General features: G+C 58.6%; 9 protein-coding genes. 3 read left to right on the top strand and 6 right to left on the bottom strand.

Translation table 11 applies throughout. The features are described 5' to 3' along the window. Positions 1-61 precede the first annotated feature (61 nt). Complete coding sequence (locus J2I47_RS01040; protein WP_207362688.1) at positions 62-2,200, bottom strand: penicillin acylase family protein; 2,139 nt, start codon at positions 2,198-2,200, stop codon at positions 62-64. A 183-nt stretch (positions 2,201-2,383) separates the two neighbouring features. On the opposite strand from J2I47_RS01040, the gene J2I47_RS01035 reads away from it, so the two are divergent. After that, positions 2,384-3,046 carry an SGNH/GDSL hydrolase family protein gene (locus tag J2I47_RS01035; RefSeq protein ID WP_229374241.1) on the top strand — a complete coding sequence of 221 codons (663 nt, stop codon included), beginning with the start codon at positions 2,384-2,386 and terminating at the stop codon, positions 3,044-3,046. Positions 3,047-3,164: 118 nt separating this feature from the next. On the opposite strand, the gene mazG is transcribed toward J2I47_RS01035, so the two are convergent. Next, positions 3,165-3,998, bottom strand: coding sequence for a nucleoside triphosphate pyrophosphohydrolase (gene mazG / locus J2I47_RS01030; protein WP_207362686.1), 834 nt, complete (start codon positions 3,996-3,998; stop codon positions 3,165-3,167). Positions 3,999-4,235: 237 nt separating this feature from the next. Between mazG and J2I47_RS01025 the strand changes: the two genes are divergently transcribed. After that, positions 4,236-5,480: an MFS transporter gene (locus J2I47_RS01025; protein ID WP_207362685.1), complete on the top strand. Its 1,245-nt coding sequence runs from the start codon at positions 4,236-4,238 to the stop codon at positions 5,478-5,480. A gap of 17 nt (positions 5,481-5,497) precedes the next feature. Further along, positions 5,498-6,847, top strand: coding sequence for a sigma-54-dependent transcriptional regulator (locus J2I47_RS01020; protein WP_207362684.1), 1,350 nt, complete (start codon positions 5,498-5,500; stop codon positions 6,845-6,847). Positions 6,848-6,997: 150 nt separating this feature from the next. On the opposite strand, the gene J2I47_RS01015 is transcribed toward J2I47_RS01020, so the two are convergent. The 4 genes from J2I47_RS01015 to J2I47_RS01000 all read right to left on the bottom strand — a co-directional run bounded on the left by J2I47_RS01015 (position 6,998) and on the right by J2I47_RS01000 (position 16,059). Beyond that, positions 6,998-9,397, bottom strand: coding sequence for an ABC transporter permease (locus tag J2I47_RS01015; protein WP_207362683.1), 2,400 nt, complete (start codon positions 9,395-9,397; stop codon positions 6,998-7,000). Positions 9,398-9,443: 46 nt separating this feature from the next. Further along, positions 9,444-10,130 (bottom strand): ABC transporter ATP-binding protein, encoded by a 687-nt coding sequence (locus J2I47_RS01010; protein ID WP_207362682.1) that lies wholly within the window; start codon positions 10,128-10,130, stop codon positions 9,444-9,446. 200 nt (positions 10,131-10,330) lie between these two features. Further along, the gene (locus J2I47_RS01005) at positions 10,331-11,560 is read right to left on the bottom strand and encodes a helix-turn-helix domain-containing protein (RefSeq protein ID WP_207362681.1); all 1,230 of its coding nucleotides are present in this window, start codon (positions 11,558-11,560) and stop codon (positions 10,331-10,333) included. Between the two features lie 101 nt (positions 11,561-11,661). Next, positions 11,662-16,059, bottom strand: coding sequence for a choice-of-anchor Q domain-containing protein (locus tag J2I47_RS01000; protein ID WP_207362680.1), 4,398 nt, complete (start codon positions 16,057-16,059; stop codon positions 11,662-11,664). Positions 16,060-16,147 lie beyond the last annotated feature (88 nt).

Genomic DNA, 16,147 nt, shown 5'->3' with positions numbered 1-16,147 from the left:
TTTAAGTATAAAATCTCAACGTAAACCTGAGTAAAGCCTGTGTCATTGTTCTTTTGGAGCGTTATTCTGCGGGATGATAAATGCGTTTGGCAGTGCTGAGTACGGTGGCTTTATCAAGGGTCATGGGTTTGGTTTTCATACCAGTGAACAAGTTCATCTGATCTGTAAAATGAGGACTACTGGGGTTAGCTGATGCCCCAAAACAGTTGACGGTTTCGATGATGGGCAAACCCGTTTTCGGAAATTTCACCAGCATGATATACGACTCGCCGTTGGTACTATGAACGCGTCCGGTTTGACCGGTGGGCGTTTTGTAGGGAGCCGAATAGATGGAAGCCAGCACGTCGGGGAGGCCCCAGATGGGCGTAGCCCGATTGCCCCGGGCATGCTGCTGGTACTCGCCCAGGGTGACTCCCGTTTTACCGAAATGCTTCAGCATGAACGACTTAGCATAACGCAAACTTTCGGCGCAGTCGGCGGCGGTAAGCGCGGGACGGGGCGATACATCGTTTAATTTGTCGGTCCAGTAATGATATACCATCAGAAACAAGCCCGCGCCGGGGCTATCGACGGTCGCCTGCCGGTTCCAGGTCTTCAGCGTCAGAATCTGTTCGCTGATATCGGGATAGGCGTCGGGCGAGAGGGTGAAGAGGGCGTTGGCATCGGGACCGGCGGCGTAGGAAAGCTTTTGCGGTAGTTGCAGGTCGTATTTAATGCGCTTAAAATCAGCATAACTCACCTTGTCCAGCGGCGCGATGAGTTCGCCGAACCGAACGCTGCGGTTGGTATTAAAGCGTTCGTAACCAATGGTTAGGTCAAACTGCTCAGGCTTGAGGTTATCGGCGGGGGCGGTGGCGTTGAAGGGCGTGTGGTTCATGTTGAACACGTAGCCACCGGGGGGATTGACGTAGGCGGGAAAGTCGGACAGGGGGTGAAACTGCGTCCAGCGCGTGCGCGAGGTGTTTCCGGGTAGGGTGCCCGCCCAGTTGTAGGCCGGGTCGCGGCGGGGAATCTTACCGTTGCTGACATAGTAGATGGTGTCGCGGTCGGCATAGACGATGTTGAAGCCGGGGATGGCGGTGGGTTCGAGGGCCTTGTGAAACTCGCTGAATGACCGGGCTTTGTTCATGCGGTACCATTGTTCCAGCCCATGCAGTTCCTGATTAGCCCCCAACCGTAGCGCGAAAGTGCCTTTTTTTGTTACAACCGTAGGCCCGTAAACGCTCCAGTAGGCTTTTCGGCCAATGGCAACCGGAATGCCCTTCACGTGCAGCTTCACCTTTTTGACCTCCAGCGGCAGCCACTTTCCATCGAACAGATACTGGCCGGGGTGGGCTTTGTCGGTCTGGAGCTGGTAGGTGTCGATCTTGTCCTGATAATTCACGGTATGCGCCCAGCCGAGGTGCTCGTTGACCCCGTGGAAGATGGTAACGCCCCCCGGAAACAGCCCACCAATGATGTTCCAGCCCTGTTCGGAACACAAATGCGCCTCGTACCACGCCACCGGCCCTTCTAGTGGCTGGTGCGAATTGATGGCCAGCAACGCCTCACCCTCGGTGGTTTTGGCGGGATGAATGGCGAAGGCGTTCGAGCCGGGAAACGACAACTCGTTCAGTGCATCGCCTAGCCAATCGGCCCGGTTTTGCCGCCGACGAGCCGGACGGTGAGCCGTGGCAGGTGAACCAAAATCAATGGTAGGAGTTCGACCCGCATAAATGGCTTTCAGTGCCCCGTCGAATCCCGAAATCACCGACAGCGATAGCACCGACGTTTTGAGGTAGTCGGTGAGCGAAAACGGAAACGCCCGTTTGTCCAGCACCTGCTCGGGGTGGGCACGAGCGAAGTCGTTGATGCCCTGCAAGTAGCCTTCCACCACCGCCTGAAAGTCGGGCGACAGGGCCGGGCCTTTGGTGCCGGCTACCAGTTCGCCCGCGTGGAGTAGTTCCATGACGTAATCGGCGGCGGCACCGGTCTTACCTAATTGCCTGCCCAACAGTCCTTTGGCGGGCAACATAAGGTACTGGATCGTCTTGAAATTGTCTTCGGCATGTGCCCAGGCCAGTCCATAGGCCACTTCCGGGTCTGTTTTGGCAAAAATATGGGGCACCCCAAACGCATCCCGCGCAATGGTGACGCTGGCGGGGTTTATCTGCGCAACAACGATTTGGGGAAGGAAAAAGAAGAGGAAAAGGTAACGCATAGGGGATGGTTTTATGGAGGTATAGGTTTGACGTACGGCTAGCTACCAATGTCCGTTTCGCCGTAAGTTAGCAGAAACAACCACCCTATGCTGCATCACTTAGCCAACACAGCAACCGCCTGCCTCGGCACCCTCGGTCTGCTGCTCACCCTAGCCTGCACTCAACCAAAACCGTCTGTTCAGATGACCACGCCCACTAACGCCGGTAGCCGCCATTTTCTCGCTCTCGGCGACTCCTACACCATTGGCGAAAGCGTGCCCGAAGCCGACCGCTGGCCCGTTCAGTTTGCCCGCCTGGCCCGTGCAAAAGGCATTGACCTGGCTAACCCCGACATTATTGCTAAAACCGGCTGGACCACCGCCGAACTTGCCGAGGCCATCGCCGCATCGGGCAATACCAATTCATACGACCTTGTTTCGTTGTTGATCGGCGTTAATAACCAGTACCGGGGGCAGGAGTTAGACCGTTATAAAACGGAGTTTACGGGGTTGCTGCAAACGGCCATCCGTTTCGCCAAAGGCCGTCCTGAGCACGTAATGGTGCTTTCTATCCCCGACTGGGGGGCGTCGCCTTTCGCCAAAGACCGCGATCCGGTTGCCATTGGTCAGCAAATCGACCGGTTCAACGCCGCTGCCAAACAGGTGTGTAACCAGCACAAAGTAACCTTCATCGACATAACGCCCCTAACCCGCGCTGCCGCCGGAGACGCTACTCAATTTGCCCCCGACGGTCTCCATTATTCCGGCAAACAGATGAAGCAATGGGCGGAGGCGGTGAGAAGGGAGTTTAACGTTGCTAGGCGCTGTAGGCTCCGCGCTAGTCGCCCTTCGACAGGCTCAGGGTGACAACGACCTTGAGTCAAGTCAAGAACCTATCTTATTTGCCTGTCACCCTGAGCTTGTCGAAGGGCGACTAGCGCGGAGCCTACAGCGCCTAGCAACCTTAAACCTTAGACATTGAACCTTAAACTCGTTTCGCTTCCTCCCAGTACACATCCATTTCGGCGAGGGTCATTTCGTGAAGAACCTGACCGTTGGCGCGGGCGCGGTCTTCGAGGTACTGGAATCGCTTGATAAACTTCTTGTTGGTGCGCTCCAAAGCCGTTTCGGGGTTGAGGTTCATGAACCGGGCGTAGTTCACCAGCGAGAACAGCAGGTCGCCGAATTCGCCTTCAGCACGAGCCTCGTCAATGGCCCCACCATCGGCGTTGTATTCCGCCTGAAACTCCTGCATCTCTTCCTCTACCTTGGCCCACACCTGCGCCGGCTCGTCCCAGTCGAACCCGGCACCGCGGGCTTTTTCTTGTATGCGCATGGCTTTCACCAGCGCCGGCAGCGATTGCGGCACCCCACCCAGCACCGATTTGTTGCCTTCTTTCAGCTTCAACTGCTCCCAGTTGGCCTTTACTTTCTCTTCGGTATCAGCTACCACTTTGTTGCCGTTAACGTCGCCATAGATGTGCGGGTGACGGCTGATGAGCTTGTCGGAAATGCCGTTGAGCACGTCGGCCACGTCAAATCGTTGCGGGTCGTTTTCTGGGGCTTCCGAACCGATTTTGCTGTAGAAAACCATGTGCAGCATCAAGTCGCCGATTTCCTTTTTGATCTCGCTACGGTTGCCTTCCAGAATCGCGTCCGAGAGTTCGTAGGTCTCCTCGATGGTGAGGTGGCGAAGCGTTTCCATGGTCTGTTTCCGATCCCAGGGGCACTGTTCGCGTAGCTCGTCCATGATGGTGAGCAGGCGATTAAACGCCATCAGTTGCTCCTGACGGCGGGCGGGCAGTTGATCAAAAGTCATATAACAAAGGTAGAGATTTAACCTTTCAGGGGTAGAGCGGGTTGAGGAATGGCAGTTTCAGCCGTACTGTGGCTTCGCGCTACGTGCCCTTCGACTGGGCGTCCCCGACAAGCTCAGGGTGACAGGGAAATAGATTTATCTTCAAGAGTAGATTCAAGTTTCCTGTCACCCTGAGCTTGTCGGGGACGCCCAGTCGAAGGGCACGTAGCGCGAAGCCACAGTTACTACTCCTTTTTTATGTCCTCCAATCGCCTCCCCCTCGCCACCATTTTTCTCACCGTGTTTATCGACGTGGTGGGCGTTGGTATTGCTACACCCACCATTACGCCGCTGCTATTGCGGGCCAGTTCGGGGTTTTTGCCCGCCAGCTACAGCATCGACCAGCGCACCATTTTGCTGGGCTATCTGCTGGCGTCGTTTTCGGTAGCGGGGTTCATTGGCGGGCCGCTGCTCGGTGCGCTGTCGGACCGGTACGGGCGCAAACCCATGCTCCTGTTTTCGCTGGTGCTGACCATCACGGGCTACCTTATTTTCGCCGTCGGCATCCAGACCCAGGCGCTGTGGATGCTCTTTCTCAGCCGCATTGTCTACGGCATCGGCGGGGGTAACATCGCCATTATTCAGTCGGCCATTGCGGATGTGAGCGACGTGAGTTCACGGACAAAGAATTTCGGGCTGATCGGCGTAGCATTTGGCATCGGGTTTATCATCGGCCCCACGCTCGGCGGTGAACTCTCGAATCCCAAAACGGTGTCGTGGTTCGACTTCTCCACGCCTTTTTATGCGGCAGCGGGCCTGGCTGTGATCAACATCATTATGGTGATGACCACCTTCCGCGAAACGCTGGCAACGCCCATTATGCGGCCCATCACACCGCTTACGGGCTTCCGCAACATTGGCGAAGCCTTTGCCAACCCACGGCTGCGGGTGCTGTTTGCCGGGGTGTTTTTCTACGCGCTCGGCTTCAATTTCTACACCCAGTTCTTCTCGGTGTACCTCGTCAAACGCTTCGATTTTGATCAGGTACACATTGGCCGCTATTTCGGTTTTGTGGGGCTTTGCATTGCCTTGATGCAGGGGCTGGTGGTGCGGCGCGTGGCGAGTCGGTATACGCCGCAGCAGATTTTGCGGGTAAGCGTACTGGGCCTGGCGGTGGCATTATGGTGCTTTTTGCTGCCGCAGCAGTCGTGGCAAATCTTTCTGGTGGCTCCGCTCATGGCTCTTTTCCAGGGACTTACTTCTCCCAACGCCACTACCCTTGTCTCGGCCAGCGCGGGAGATGAAGGGCAGGGTCGCACGTTGGGTATCAACCAGTCGGTGCTGTCGGCAGCGTTTGCCATCCCGCCCGTCATTGCGGGCTACATCGAAACCATCAGCCTCAGTTTGCCGCTGGTCATTGCAGGCGCGATGGTGGTGGTTGGCTGGCTCTACTTCAACCGATTTATCAACCGTGAAGCCATCAGCGACGCGGTAAAGGCGTAAACCTGGTCTACGATAGTATGCCTGCTACCATTCTCCTCATCGACGACGAACCCCGGCTGCGGCAGTTGCTGGCCCGGATTCTGCAACTGGAAGGCTACACCATGCTGGAAGCCGAAAATGGCCGCGCGGGTCTGAAAATCCTGGAGCGTGAGGCCGTTCAGCTGGTGATCAGCGACGTGAAACTGCCCGACAAAAACGGCATTGAACTCACCGCCCAGATCAAGCAGCTGTACCCCGCCACGGAGGTGATTGTGCTCACCGCCTACGGCACCATCGCCGACGGGGTAACGGCCATCAAAAACGGCGCCTTCGACTATATCACCAAAGGCGACGACAACGACCGCATCATCCCGCTGGTGAGCCGGGCAGTGGAGAAGGCTAATTTACAATTCAGGATCAGGCAGTTGGAGGCGCAGATGAGTCAGCGGCTGGGCTTCGAGAGCATCGTAGGGCATTCGAAGACCGTGCAGCAGGCCGTGGATTTGGCCCGCCGCGTGGCAGCCACCGATACTACCGTGCTGCTCACCGGCGAAACCGGCACGGGCAAGGAGGTATTCGCGCAGGCCATTCACCAGGCCAGCCCCCGCAAGGCGCAGTCGTTTGTGGCTATCAACTGCGGGGCGCTGGGCAAAGACATCCTGGAAAGCGAGTTGTTCGGTCACCGCGCCGGGGCGTTTACCGGGGCCAGCCGCGACCAGAAAGGGCTGTTTGCCGAAGCCGACCGGGGCACGATTTTTCTGGACGAGATCGGCGAAATGCCGCTCGATTTGCAGGCCAAGCTGCTGCGTGTGCTGGAGACCCATGAGTTTCTGCGCGTGGGCGACACCAAACCCACCAAAACCGACGTGCGGGTTATCGCCGCCACCAACCGGGGGCTGGAGCAGGAAGCCCACGCGGGCCATTTTCGGCTTGACCTGTATTACCGATTGTCGGTGTTTTCTATCGAACTGCCCCCCCTCCGCGACCGCCGCGACGACATCCCCGATCTGGCTACTCAATTTGCCCGGCAGGCCGCCGCCAAAATCGGCAGGCGCGACGTGCAGTTGAGTCCGGCTTTTGTGCAAAAACTGCAACAGCACCCCTGGAAAGGCAATATTCGGGAGCTAAAGAACGTGATTGAACGCGCCGTAATTCTGGCCGACACCCGCCCCAATGGCACCACCGAACTCACCCCCAGCACCCTCCCCTTCGACCTGCAATCGTCACTGCTGGACGAAACCGCTCTGGACCTGGCCACGGTCGAGAAAGCACACATCCGCCGGGTCATCATCCACACCAACGGCCACAAACCCGAAGCCGCCAAGCTGCTGGGCATTGGGCTAACGACGTTGTACCGGAAGATGGCGGAGTATGGCATTGAGGGGTAAGGAGCGTATCAACATTACCCTGATGGCCGCCCGTTATCCCGTAGGGATTCAACAGCACGGTGTCGGTAGCCAAGCAGGCTGCACCGTATTCGTTGCGTGCCGTAAGTGCTAGCTGTTTGTGGTAGACCTACGGCGCTTGTTGCAAAGCCGTCACTCATAAGCCAGGGCTTCGCGGGTGGTAATTCGGCTGGCTCGCCGGGCGGGGAAAAGCGTGGCCAGGTAGGAGCCAACCACCAGAATAACCACCCAACCACCCGTTGCCAGCGGCGAAATGGTCAGGTTTAGTGGCGTACGAAACGACATGTTGCCCACCGATCTACCAAGATAAAATGACAGCAACAATGACCCCGCGAAAGCCACAAAGAAGCTCAGGAAGCCAATGATCAGCCCCTCCCAGACAATCAGCGCGTTGACGGTGGCGGGCGTGGCGCCAATGGCCCGCATCACGCCGATCTCGCGGGTGCGCTCCAGTACGTTTAGGCTCATGGTAGAAAACAAGGCCAGCGACCCCACCAGGGCCATCAGAACGGCCATGGCCAGCAGGGCGTTGACCAAAATTTTCATGTGTTCACCCACGGCGTTCTTCACCAGCCAGGTCGGCACACTCGACACCACCACCACGTTAGCCTGGGCCAGGATGGCATCGACCATTCGAATCCTGTCGGTCGTATAGGCTCGGTCGCGGTTGGCAAAGGCAATACGAAGCAGGTACGTACGATCGGTGGGAAGGGTGGCGCGGGCGAAAGCCCCGGCGCTGACGTAGGCGGTGGCGGGTGAGCCAACATCTTCGGCAAAGCCAACTACCCGCCAGGTACTCTTTTTTCGGCCCACCGACAACACAATCAGGTCGCCGGATTTGGTGCCCGCCCTCCGCGCCGACTGATTCAGTACCACATCCATAGCCCCCGGCTGGCTGAGCCAGCGCCCGGCCGTCAGCGTGGGCCGCAGCAACCGGGCAGGCAATGAGAGCGCCTGTAGTTTAAAGCTACCATGGCCTTTGTCGGGATACGCGTGGCTGATGGTGTAAGGGCCATTGCTGGCGAAACTGACCGGAGCCAAGGCCCCTGCTTCTACCGTATTGACCCCTTCAACAGCCCGGAGCTGCGCCAGCGTAGCGGGCGACAGGGGCTGACCAAGCCTGATTTCCAGGTCGAAAAGACGCTGGGCGTAAATCTGCGCCAGTGATTTGTCCCAGGCCGCCGATACGTTTAAGGCGGTCATGAACATAGCGCCACCAGCGGCCAGCAGACCCAGCGTCATGATCAGCCGGGCCTGCTGCCGAAATACGTTCCGCACCGACAGCCGGACGGTTTCGCTCAGCGACAACCAGGTACCCAGACGGTTGATCCACCCCATGGGCCTAACCTTGGCAGACGATACGCCCACGTTATCGAGTGCTTTGCGGACCGACAGGCGGCTTCCCCGCACCACCGGAAACAGCACCGCCAGCAGGGGCAGCAACAGACCCGTGACCACCTGTACCCCCGCGACCCAGCCCGGCACAGACGGGTTAGTCAGATCGAGGTTAAGCAGCGTACCGACTCGCGTGGCCAGCACCGAGGCCCCTACCCGGCTTAGCGGGATGCCAACCACCAGCGCGGCCAGGCAATACAGCCCGATCTGAAGCAAATACAGCCCGGCAATCTGTCCCGAACCCGCCCCAATGGTTTTCATGATACCAATTTGCCGCACCTGCTTCACCATGAGCGTGGCTACCGATACCGACACCAGTATGGATGCCAGCAGCAGCACCAGAAAGCTGAACACGATGAAGATAGACAGCATAGTGGTCATCTGGCTTTGGTGGGGATGTCGGTTGGGCGGTGGTACCTGAATTTCGTGAACGGCATGGCCCCGCTGCGCCAGCCAGGTAGCCACGGTTTCGGCCTGTTTCGTAATCGTTTCTGCCGACTCACCACCGGTTACGAACCTGAGTTTGATCTGGTCGAACCCCTGTTTCTCGCCCAGGCTATGTAGCGTGGTCAGCGTAATGTAGCCATAGCCCGCCTGCTCCTGCGCGGCCGGGGCCAGTGCAGGGTCATGTACCGTGCCCACAATCCGGAGAGGAGTGAGTGGCCCGTTGGCTGTTTTTACGAACATGCGTTCCCCTTCGCGGGCCTGCATAATGGCCAGGGCCGTTCGCTCAACCAGCATGGTGCCGGCGGGCGGTTCTGCGCGACCCGATAAGAGCCGTACCGTGCTGATGGTGTGGTCGTTCATATCGTCGACTACGAAGAGCAGCATGGGATACCACCTGTTCTGAACGCGCATGCGGGCAGTCAGCGTGGTACGGCGGGCGGCGGTTTCAATATTGGGCAGTGCCCTGACGCTGTCGACCAGTGCACGGGTGATGTCGCCTTCCAGTTCGATGGTGGCGGCGGCGGGACGTGTGCTGCCGTAGTTGACGGTCATTTCCCGGCTCACTACGGCGTAGCCTCCCAAAATGGCCCCGATAGCACTTACGCCAAGGGCAATAGCCAGCACCAGCGTCAGGCTCCGGGCATAGTCGGTTGTTACGTCGCGCAGGACTTTTAGGTAGAACGTTTGCATGAAAAGTGTTGGTTGACTTAGTCTTGTTTTGGTTGTCAATGGCAGCTTACTGATCGCCCATAATAGCCCCGTCGGTAAGGGCAATGGTATGTTCAAACCAGGTGGCAAACTCTTTTTCGTGGGTGACCACAATGACGGTCTTGCCAGCCAGGGCCAGGGCCTGAAACAGCTGAAAAATGGCCGTTGCCGTTTGCGAATCAAGGTTGCCGGTAGGTTCATCGGCCACCAGAATGGGCGGGTCGTTGGCCAAAGCCCTGGCAATGGCCGCTCGTTGTTGCTGCCCTCCCGACAACGCCGACGGCAGTTTATTAGCCTGATCACCAATGCCTACCTGCTCCAGCAATTGCAGGGCACGCTGTTTCCGCTCGTGGCGGGGGTAGGTCTGGCAGAAGTCCATCGGCAACAGCACATTTTCCAGGATGGTGAGGGTGGGCAGCAACTGGAAAAACTGGAATACCACCCCCACCGTCCGCCCCCGCCACGAGGCCAGCGCCCGCTCCGACAGCCGGTCGATACGAATACCGTTGACCGACACGCTCCCTTCCGAGGGTTTGTCGATGCCCGTGATCAGGTTAAGCAGCGTGGATTTGCCACTGCCCGATTTGCCGGTCACGGCTACGAGTTGCCCCGCCGGTATACGGACTGTGATGGCTGTTAAGGCCCGAAAAGGACCAGAAGCCAGCGTAAACGATTTGGTTACGCTGACCAGTTCGACGGCGATGTTGTCTTGCACCTGCTTGTGTTTTTTGAGGCAATGCTCGTGAACAAAAACAGGCCCGTCGTCCGGCTACATCCCGTTGGACGCCATTGGCTGGCTGCCTGCCATTGGCGTGTAGCTTCGACCACACACCAATGGCCACCATTATCCGTTGATATATAGCTGACCGTCAAATTATTAACCAAAATAATAAGCAGGCCAGTCTAATCATTCAGTTAGCGAACCGTCTGCATATACTCGCTCGGTGTAAGGCCGGTGAAGCGTTTGAAGATGAGGTTAAACGTCGATTTTGATTTAAACCCGGCTTCGAGTGCAAGGCCCAGCAAACTGAAGTGCGCCAACGCCGGGTCGACCATACATCGCTTCACCTGCTCGACCCGGTACTTGTTCACGAAATTGTAAAAATTATCTCCCACGCCTTCGTTGATTAACTGCGACAATGCGCTCCGGCTTACACCCAGTTGATTCGCCAGACTGCTCAGCGTTAGTTCGGGGTCGAGGTACGGTTTTTCGGACTCCATGTAGCGAAGCAGGCGATCGATGAGTAGCTGATCGGGCTGTTTGGGCTCAGCGGCGGGCAGGCTGTCGGCAGCATCATTATGGCCGTTGGGGGCAGGCAGGGGTACGTGGAAGACGTCGTTCTGAAGAATGCCTTTGTAGCCCAGAGCGAAAATCGAGCCCGCCAGCACCACTGCCGACAGTCGGTTGATGCCGCTCATGTCGCCGTGGTGAATAAGGTTAATCAGCACCAGCAGAAAGAACACGGTGATACCCAGAAACACCCGCATGAAAAACCGTATCCAGCCAATGTTCACCTGCTCAGTGTTCGACACCTCCTCTTCCAGTAGTTGCTGGTACTCCAGCCACCGCTTGTTGACAACGTAGCGATAACCCAGAAACTGCACAACCACCAGGGCCCAGAACAGCAAATAAGTCCAGTGTAGGTTATTGCCTGTCAGCCGGTTTTCACCAAAATCATTTGATACGTGACCCAGCAACAACGAGCCGGCGCTCAGGACCACCGATGGCGCAAAGTGCAGCGCTGTCTGTGCCGATAGCCTCACCCGATGCCCCGTCAACTCCTGCACGTAGAGCCACAGCAACGGCGCAATGACCAGAAACGTAGGGTCGCCGAGGGGGTAGGCTTTGATGGAAAAATGGGCAAGGGTCTGACCGGCGTAGAGGCTGTGCAACACGCTGAAGGCCATAGCCAGCAATAACACCGACAGAAACCCATTCGCCCGGCTTTTGCGGACGCGCCTGTTGTTGAGCAGCAGGGTCACAAAAACAGCCTGGGCAACGCCCGCGTAGGTCAGCAACAGACAGAGTTGGTCAACGATTGCGGCCAAGGTGGTGGGGTAAGCCAGGATGAAAACGGCTCGTGCCCGCAAAAGTAGCCGATCACTCAACGCCGCACGTCCACGTGGATACTGATGGACGACCATAATGCGCGTAGAACACCTCCAACCGCCCGCTTCCGCTTCCCTGCCTGCGTATGTCAACTGCATGAACTCTGCGGGACGGGCAATGAGGGTATCGCCGGCTATTACTCTATTTTCAGCACTTTAACCGTAATGAGTTGTTCGGCAGCCTGGGCTTTCAGCAGATACATTCCGGCTGGGTGCTGGCGCAGATCCCAGATCACCTCTTCGCTGGCACTCGCCACGGCCCATGCCTGCTGCCGCACCAGTTGCCCCCGCCCATCCCATAACGTCAGCAATAACGCGTTGCCAGTGGCACCCGTCACAACTGCCCGTAGTTCACTATTCGTGATGGGGTTGGGCAATAGCTGAACCGACAGGGCAGTAACCGGCTCCCCGGCAACCCCTGACCTACGACCGCCACAAGCAGCATTGACCGTGATGACAAACGGCCCCGCCCAGGTAAAACTGCCATCGGCGGCGAAGACCTTACTGTAGTACGTGGCGTTGGTCTGCACACTCACCAGTGTGAGGCTGGCCGTGGTAGTGCCCAACTGTACACCGACCACGTTGATGAGCTTGTTGGCGGCCGTCTGCCCATTCCGGTACCACTCATAGCGCACACCATTGGGCAAAACGTCGAGCACCACCTGACTGCCCCGGCAGAGCGTCTGGCTGCTGGGGGGCTGGGGCGAGAGCACCGTGAGGCTGAACACCGTGGCCGGACTGACGCAGCCCGCGGGGCTGGTTTGCACCACCGAAAATGTCTGTACCCCCGCCGCATTGATATTGGCAACCGGCGGGTTGACTACCCCCGAAGGGCCGGTGAACGTCAGCACGTTACCGCCTGTAGCCGTCACCAGCGTGGTCAGCAAAATAGGCGTGGGGCTGGCCGTGACGGTCAGGCTGGCCCCCGACAGGGCCGGAGCGCCGGGCGTTGGACTGCTGCTGATGACCACCCCCGCCGACGCCGAGCAGCCGTTGGTGCCTGTAACGACCACCGAGAAGGCTCCGCCCTGGGCGACAACAGCCGTTGCCGACGTACCCGACTGGCTCAGGCCGGGGCCAGCGAAAAGGTAGCTTATACCCCCACTCGCCGTGAGCGTTGCGCTGCCGGGTGTACAAATCAGGGTTTGGCTAGCCACAAGCGTAGCGGTGGGAGCCGTCTGGTTGCTACCGATGGTCACACTGCTCACGGACGTACAGCCATTATTCCCCGTCGCTGTAACTGAGTACGCACCAGCGACGTTGACGGTCAATGTGTTGCCGGTGCTGCCGCCCGTCCAGCGGTAGGCTGTACCCGTGCCCGCTGCGGTGAGTGTGAGGCTGGGGTTAGTGCAGGTCAGCGTACCGCTCGTTGGGCTGACACTCAGGGTGGGGGCCGTGGTGTTGCTGACAATGGGGGTGGTGGTCGTGCTGAAACAGCCGGTGGCGTTTGTTGCGGTGACCGAGTACGTGCCTGATGCACTGATTGTGCGGGTGTTGCCGCTACCCGCCAACGTACCCGATGGCCCGGCGAAGGCGTAAGTCAACCCCGTGCCGGTGGCTGTGGCGGTGAGCGTAAGGCTGGTCGCGGCGCAGGTTAGCGTGCTGGACGCAACCCCGGTCGATGTGCTGGCCGAGAGTGCGAGGTTAGTGGGCGGGGTACTGACAGTAAGGCTGAACGCGGTGCTGGTGACGGAATTACACGGCCCCACCACGACCGCTGAATAACTACCCGTGCTGGCAGTGGTAACGGCAGGCAGCGTGAGCGTAGCCGATGTCTGGCTCGTCAGCAATACCGGCCCAGACGGACCATCTCGGTACCACAGGTAATTCACCCCTGTGCCCGTTGCGCTTACGCTGGCTGTTATGGTTGTTCCCGTACACACCGCCGTTCCCGCAGCCGGTTGCCGGGTGATCGCCGCCTGTGCAATCGGAGTTCCGGTAAATTCAACAGCCCCCATGTCGACCCGGCCCCCAATGACGCGGGGGTTGCCCGCCAGATCGGTAGCGGGCAGGTTGACGGGTGAATACGGCCCGTTAGCCACGGTAACGCTGGCCGGATTACCCGCATTGATTGCCGGGGAGCAGGCGTTCAACCCCACCGAAGTTGTGCTCAAAAAGGGCGAACGGGTAACGGTTGGCGTGACGCTGGTCAGGTTGGTAGGGTTGGCTAAGTACCCCGTCACGGTGTTGTCGAAGAAGCTGTAAGTAGCCTCCACCGCCACGTCGCCGCTATTGACGAACGTATTGGCTCCGTTAGAGAGGCTTACCCCGTTATTCCAGAAAACCGAGTTGGATACTATGGGGCGGCTCGAGCCAGTGGGCTGCGCTGTGTTGTACATGGCCCCGCCCCGCGTAGCCCGGTTGGCCTGAAATGAGCAGTTGATCAGCGCCGGGCGACTCGTGCCCGAATTGTCGCCATCGTTGTGCATTGCCCCGCCGTTGTCAGTAGCGTTGTTACCCTGAAAGCCGCAGTTGATGAGCGTCGGATTACTGTTGCCGGCACTACGCCCATCGTTGTAGATGGCCCCGCCGTCGTTGATAGCGCTGTTGCTCTGAAAAAAGCAGTTGGTGATCACGGGGCTGCTCGTACCGTTTAGCCCCAGGTTGCATATGGCCCCACCAACGGAAGCCTGGTTAGCGACAAACGAACAGTTGCGAATCGTGGGGTTACAAACCGAGCCAAACCCTTCATTGTAGATTCCGCCGCCCCGGCCAGTTGGGTTTAGAAAACCGCCACTGGCATTGCCGCCCGTGATCACGAAACCATCCAGCACCGCTGTGTTGGTAAGGCTCAGGCTAGCCGGGTTGTTGATAACGTGGTAGCTGTTGTCGGTGCTGCTGTTGGAGGTGCCGATCGCGCCACTGAGCGTACTGCTGGCTGGTTGCCCGCTAATGGGATCGATGCGGGGCCGTTGACTGAGGCTGGTTTCGTCGCCTGTAAAGCCGCCGTAGATGGCCAAGCCGTTTTTCAGCGCAAAGCTGGCGTTCCGGTCGGTGCCCGTCGTGGGCTTATACGTACCGGCGGCTACCCAAATTTCGGTTACGCTTTGGCTGCATGGGTACGTCAGGGCACTTTGCAGGTCGGAGAAGGCCGAGGCCCAACTCAGACCGTCGCCCGTACCTGCTGCTGACGCATCGACGTAAAGCCGCGTGGGGGCCGTGCTGATCGGGTACTCGAAAGCCCCCATATCGACCCGGCCGCCAACGATGCGGGGCGTGTTGGCCAGGTCGGTGGTGGGCAGGGCGGTGGCCGAGAATGGCCCCGAAACCACCGTTTGGCTGGCCGGATTACCCGCATTGATGGCTGGCGAACAGTTTGTGAGGGCCAGGCTACCCGCCCCGGCGAAGGGCGAGGTTGTTACATTGGTCAGGTTGCCCGTTCCGGCGGTATAGCCCGTCACCGTCGGCTCAAACAGGCAGTAGGCGGTCGTGATGCTGGCCTCGTTGTTGACAAACGTGTTGGCTCCACCGTTGTCCCAAAACACCGAGTTGGTCAGTACCGGCCGACTTACTCCCAACAAACCTGCGGCGCTGTACATTGCACCACCCTGCTGGGTGGCGGCGTTGTCGCGAAACGAACAATTAATTACCTGCGGTCTACTCCGGCCATCGCGGGCATCGCTATACAACCCTGCCCCAAAAGGCGCTCTGTTGGCCAAAAAACCGCAGTTGACCATCACCGGGTCACTCGTCCCGGAGACCCCAAAATTATACATCGCCCCACCGGAGCTAAACGCTTCGTTGGCCCGAAACAGGCAGTTAACCACCACCGGATCGCTCTGCCCCTGATTGCCGTTGTTGAACAGCCCACCTCCGGAGGCAAACGCCGTATTAGTCTGAAACAGGCAGTTGATCAGTTGCGGATTCGCCGTACCCTGCCCAAAACCATCATTAGCCCCGCCCGCCCCAAACAGCGCAAAATTCCGCTGGAACAGACAGTTGCGGATGGTGGGGCTACATACGCCCCCCATGCTCCGGTTATAGATCCCACCCCCACTGTTGTTCGGATCAGCATTGGGGTTGCTGGTATTGGTGGTTACGGCGTTACCGGCGGTGATCACGAAGCCATCCAGTATCGCCGTGCTCGTTAGCCCCGTTCGGGTGTTGCCCCGGTTGCTGATGACGTGGAAGCTATTATCAGTCGGGTCGCCGGGCGTACCGATGTCGCCGCTCAGCGTGGTACCGCTGGGGCCGCCTACGATGGGATTGACGGCGGGGCGTTGGCTCAGGGTTTGTTCGTTCCCCCGAAACCCGCCGTAAATCGCCACACCATCCTCCATCGAAAAGCTGAGGGTACGGTCGCTGCCATTTGTGGGTTTATACGTGCCCACCGCCACCCAGATCATGTCGCCCGCGCTGCTGGCGTTGATGGCCCCCTGCAGGTTATTGGTGCTGGCGGCCCAACTCGTCGCGCTGACGGGGTTGGTGCTGCCCGTGGTGCTCACATAGCGCGTCACCTGAGCATGGGCGGTTTGCGGCAACAGTAAACTAACCGGAACAACCCAAAAAGGAAGGAGGCGTAGTAGTTTGTTCATCAGTCGGGTAGTAAAAATGAATCGCCAAAACAGCTTATTTGTCTATCCTTAGCCAAGCACCAGGCGTGGACAATCGCGTGGACAATTC

This window comes from Fibrella rubiginis (assembly GCF_017353185.1).
Lineage (GTDB): Bacteria > Bacteroidota > Bacteroidia > Cytophagales > Spirosomataceae > Fibrella > Fibrella rubiginis.
This window is presented reverse-complemented; position numbering and strand designations above follow the sequence as displayed.

Coding starts and splice junctions, on each gene's coding strand:
- J2I47_RS01040 (WP_207362688.1), bottom strand. CDS start 2,200: ATGCGTTACCTTTTCCTCTTCTTTTTCCTTCCCCAAATCGTTGTTGCG.
- J2I47_RS01035 (WP_229374241.1), top strand. CDS start 2,384: ATGACCACGCCCACTAACGCCGGTAGCCGCCATTTTCTCGCTCTCGGC.
- mazG (WP_207362686.1), bottom strand. CDS start 3,998: ATGACTTTTGATCAACTGCCCGCCCGCCGTCAGGAGCAACTGATGGCG.
- J2I47_RS01025 (WP_207362685.1), top strand. CDS start 4,236: ATGTCCTCCAATCGCCTCCCCCTCGCCACCATTTTTCTCACCGTGTTT.
- J2I47_RS01020 (WP_207362684.1), top strand. CDS start 5,498: ATGCCTGCTACCATTCTCCTCATCGACGACGAACCCCGGCTGCGGCAG.
- J2I47_RS01015 (WP_207362683.1), bottom strand. CDS start 9,397: ATGCAAACGTTCTACCTAAAAGTCCTGCGCGACGTAACAACCGACTAT.
- J2I47_RS01005 (WP_207362681.1), bottom strand. CDS start 11,560: ATGGTCGTCCATCAGTATCCACGTGGACGTGCGGCGTTGAGTGATCGG.
- J2I47_RS01000 (WP_207362680.1), bottom strand. CDS start 16,059: ATGAACAAACTACTACGCCTCCTTCCTTTTTGGGTTGTTCCGGTTAGT.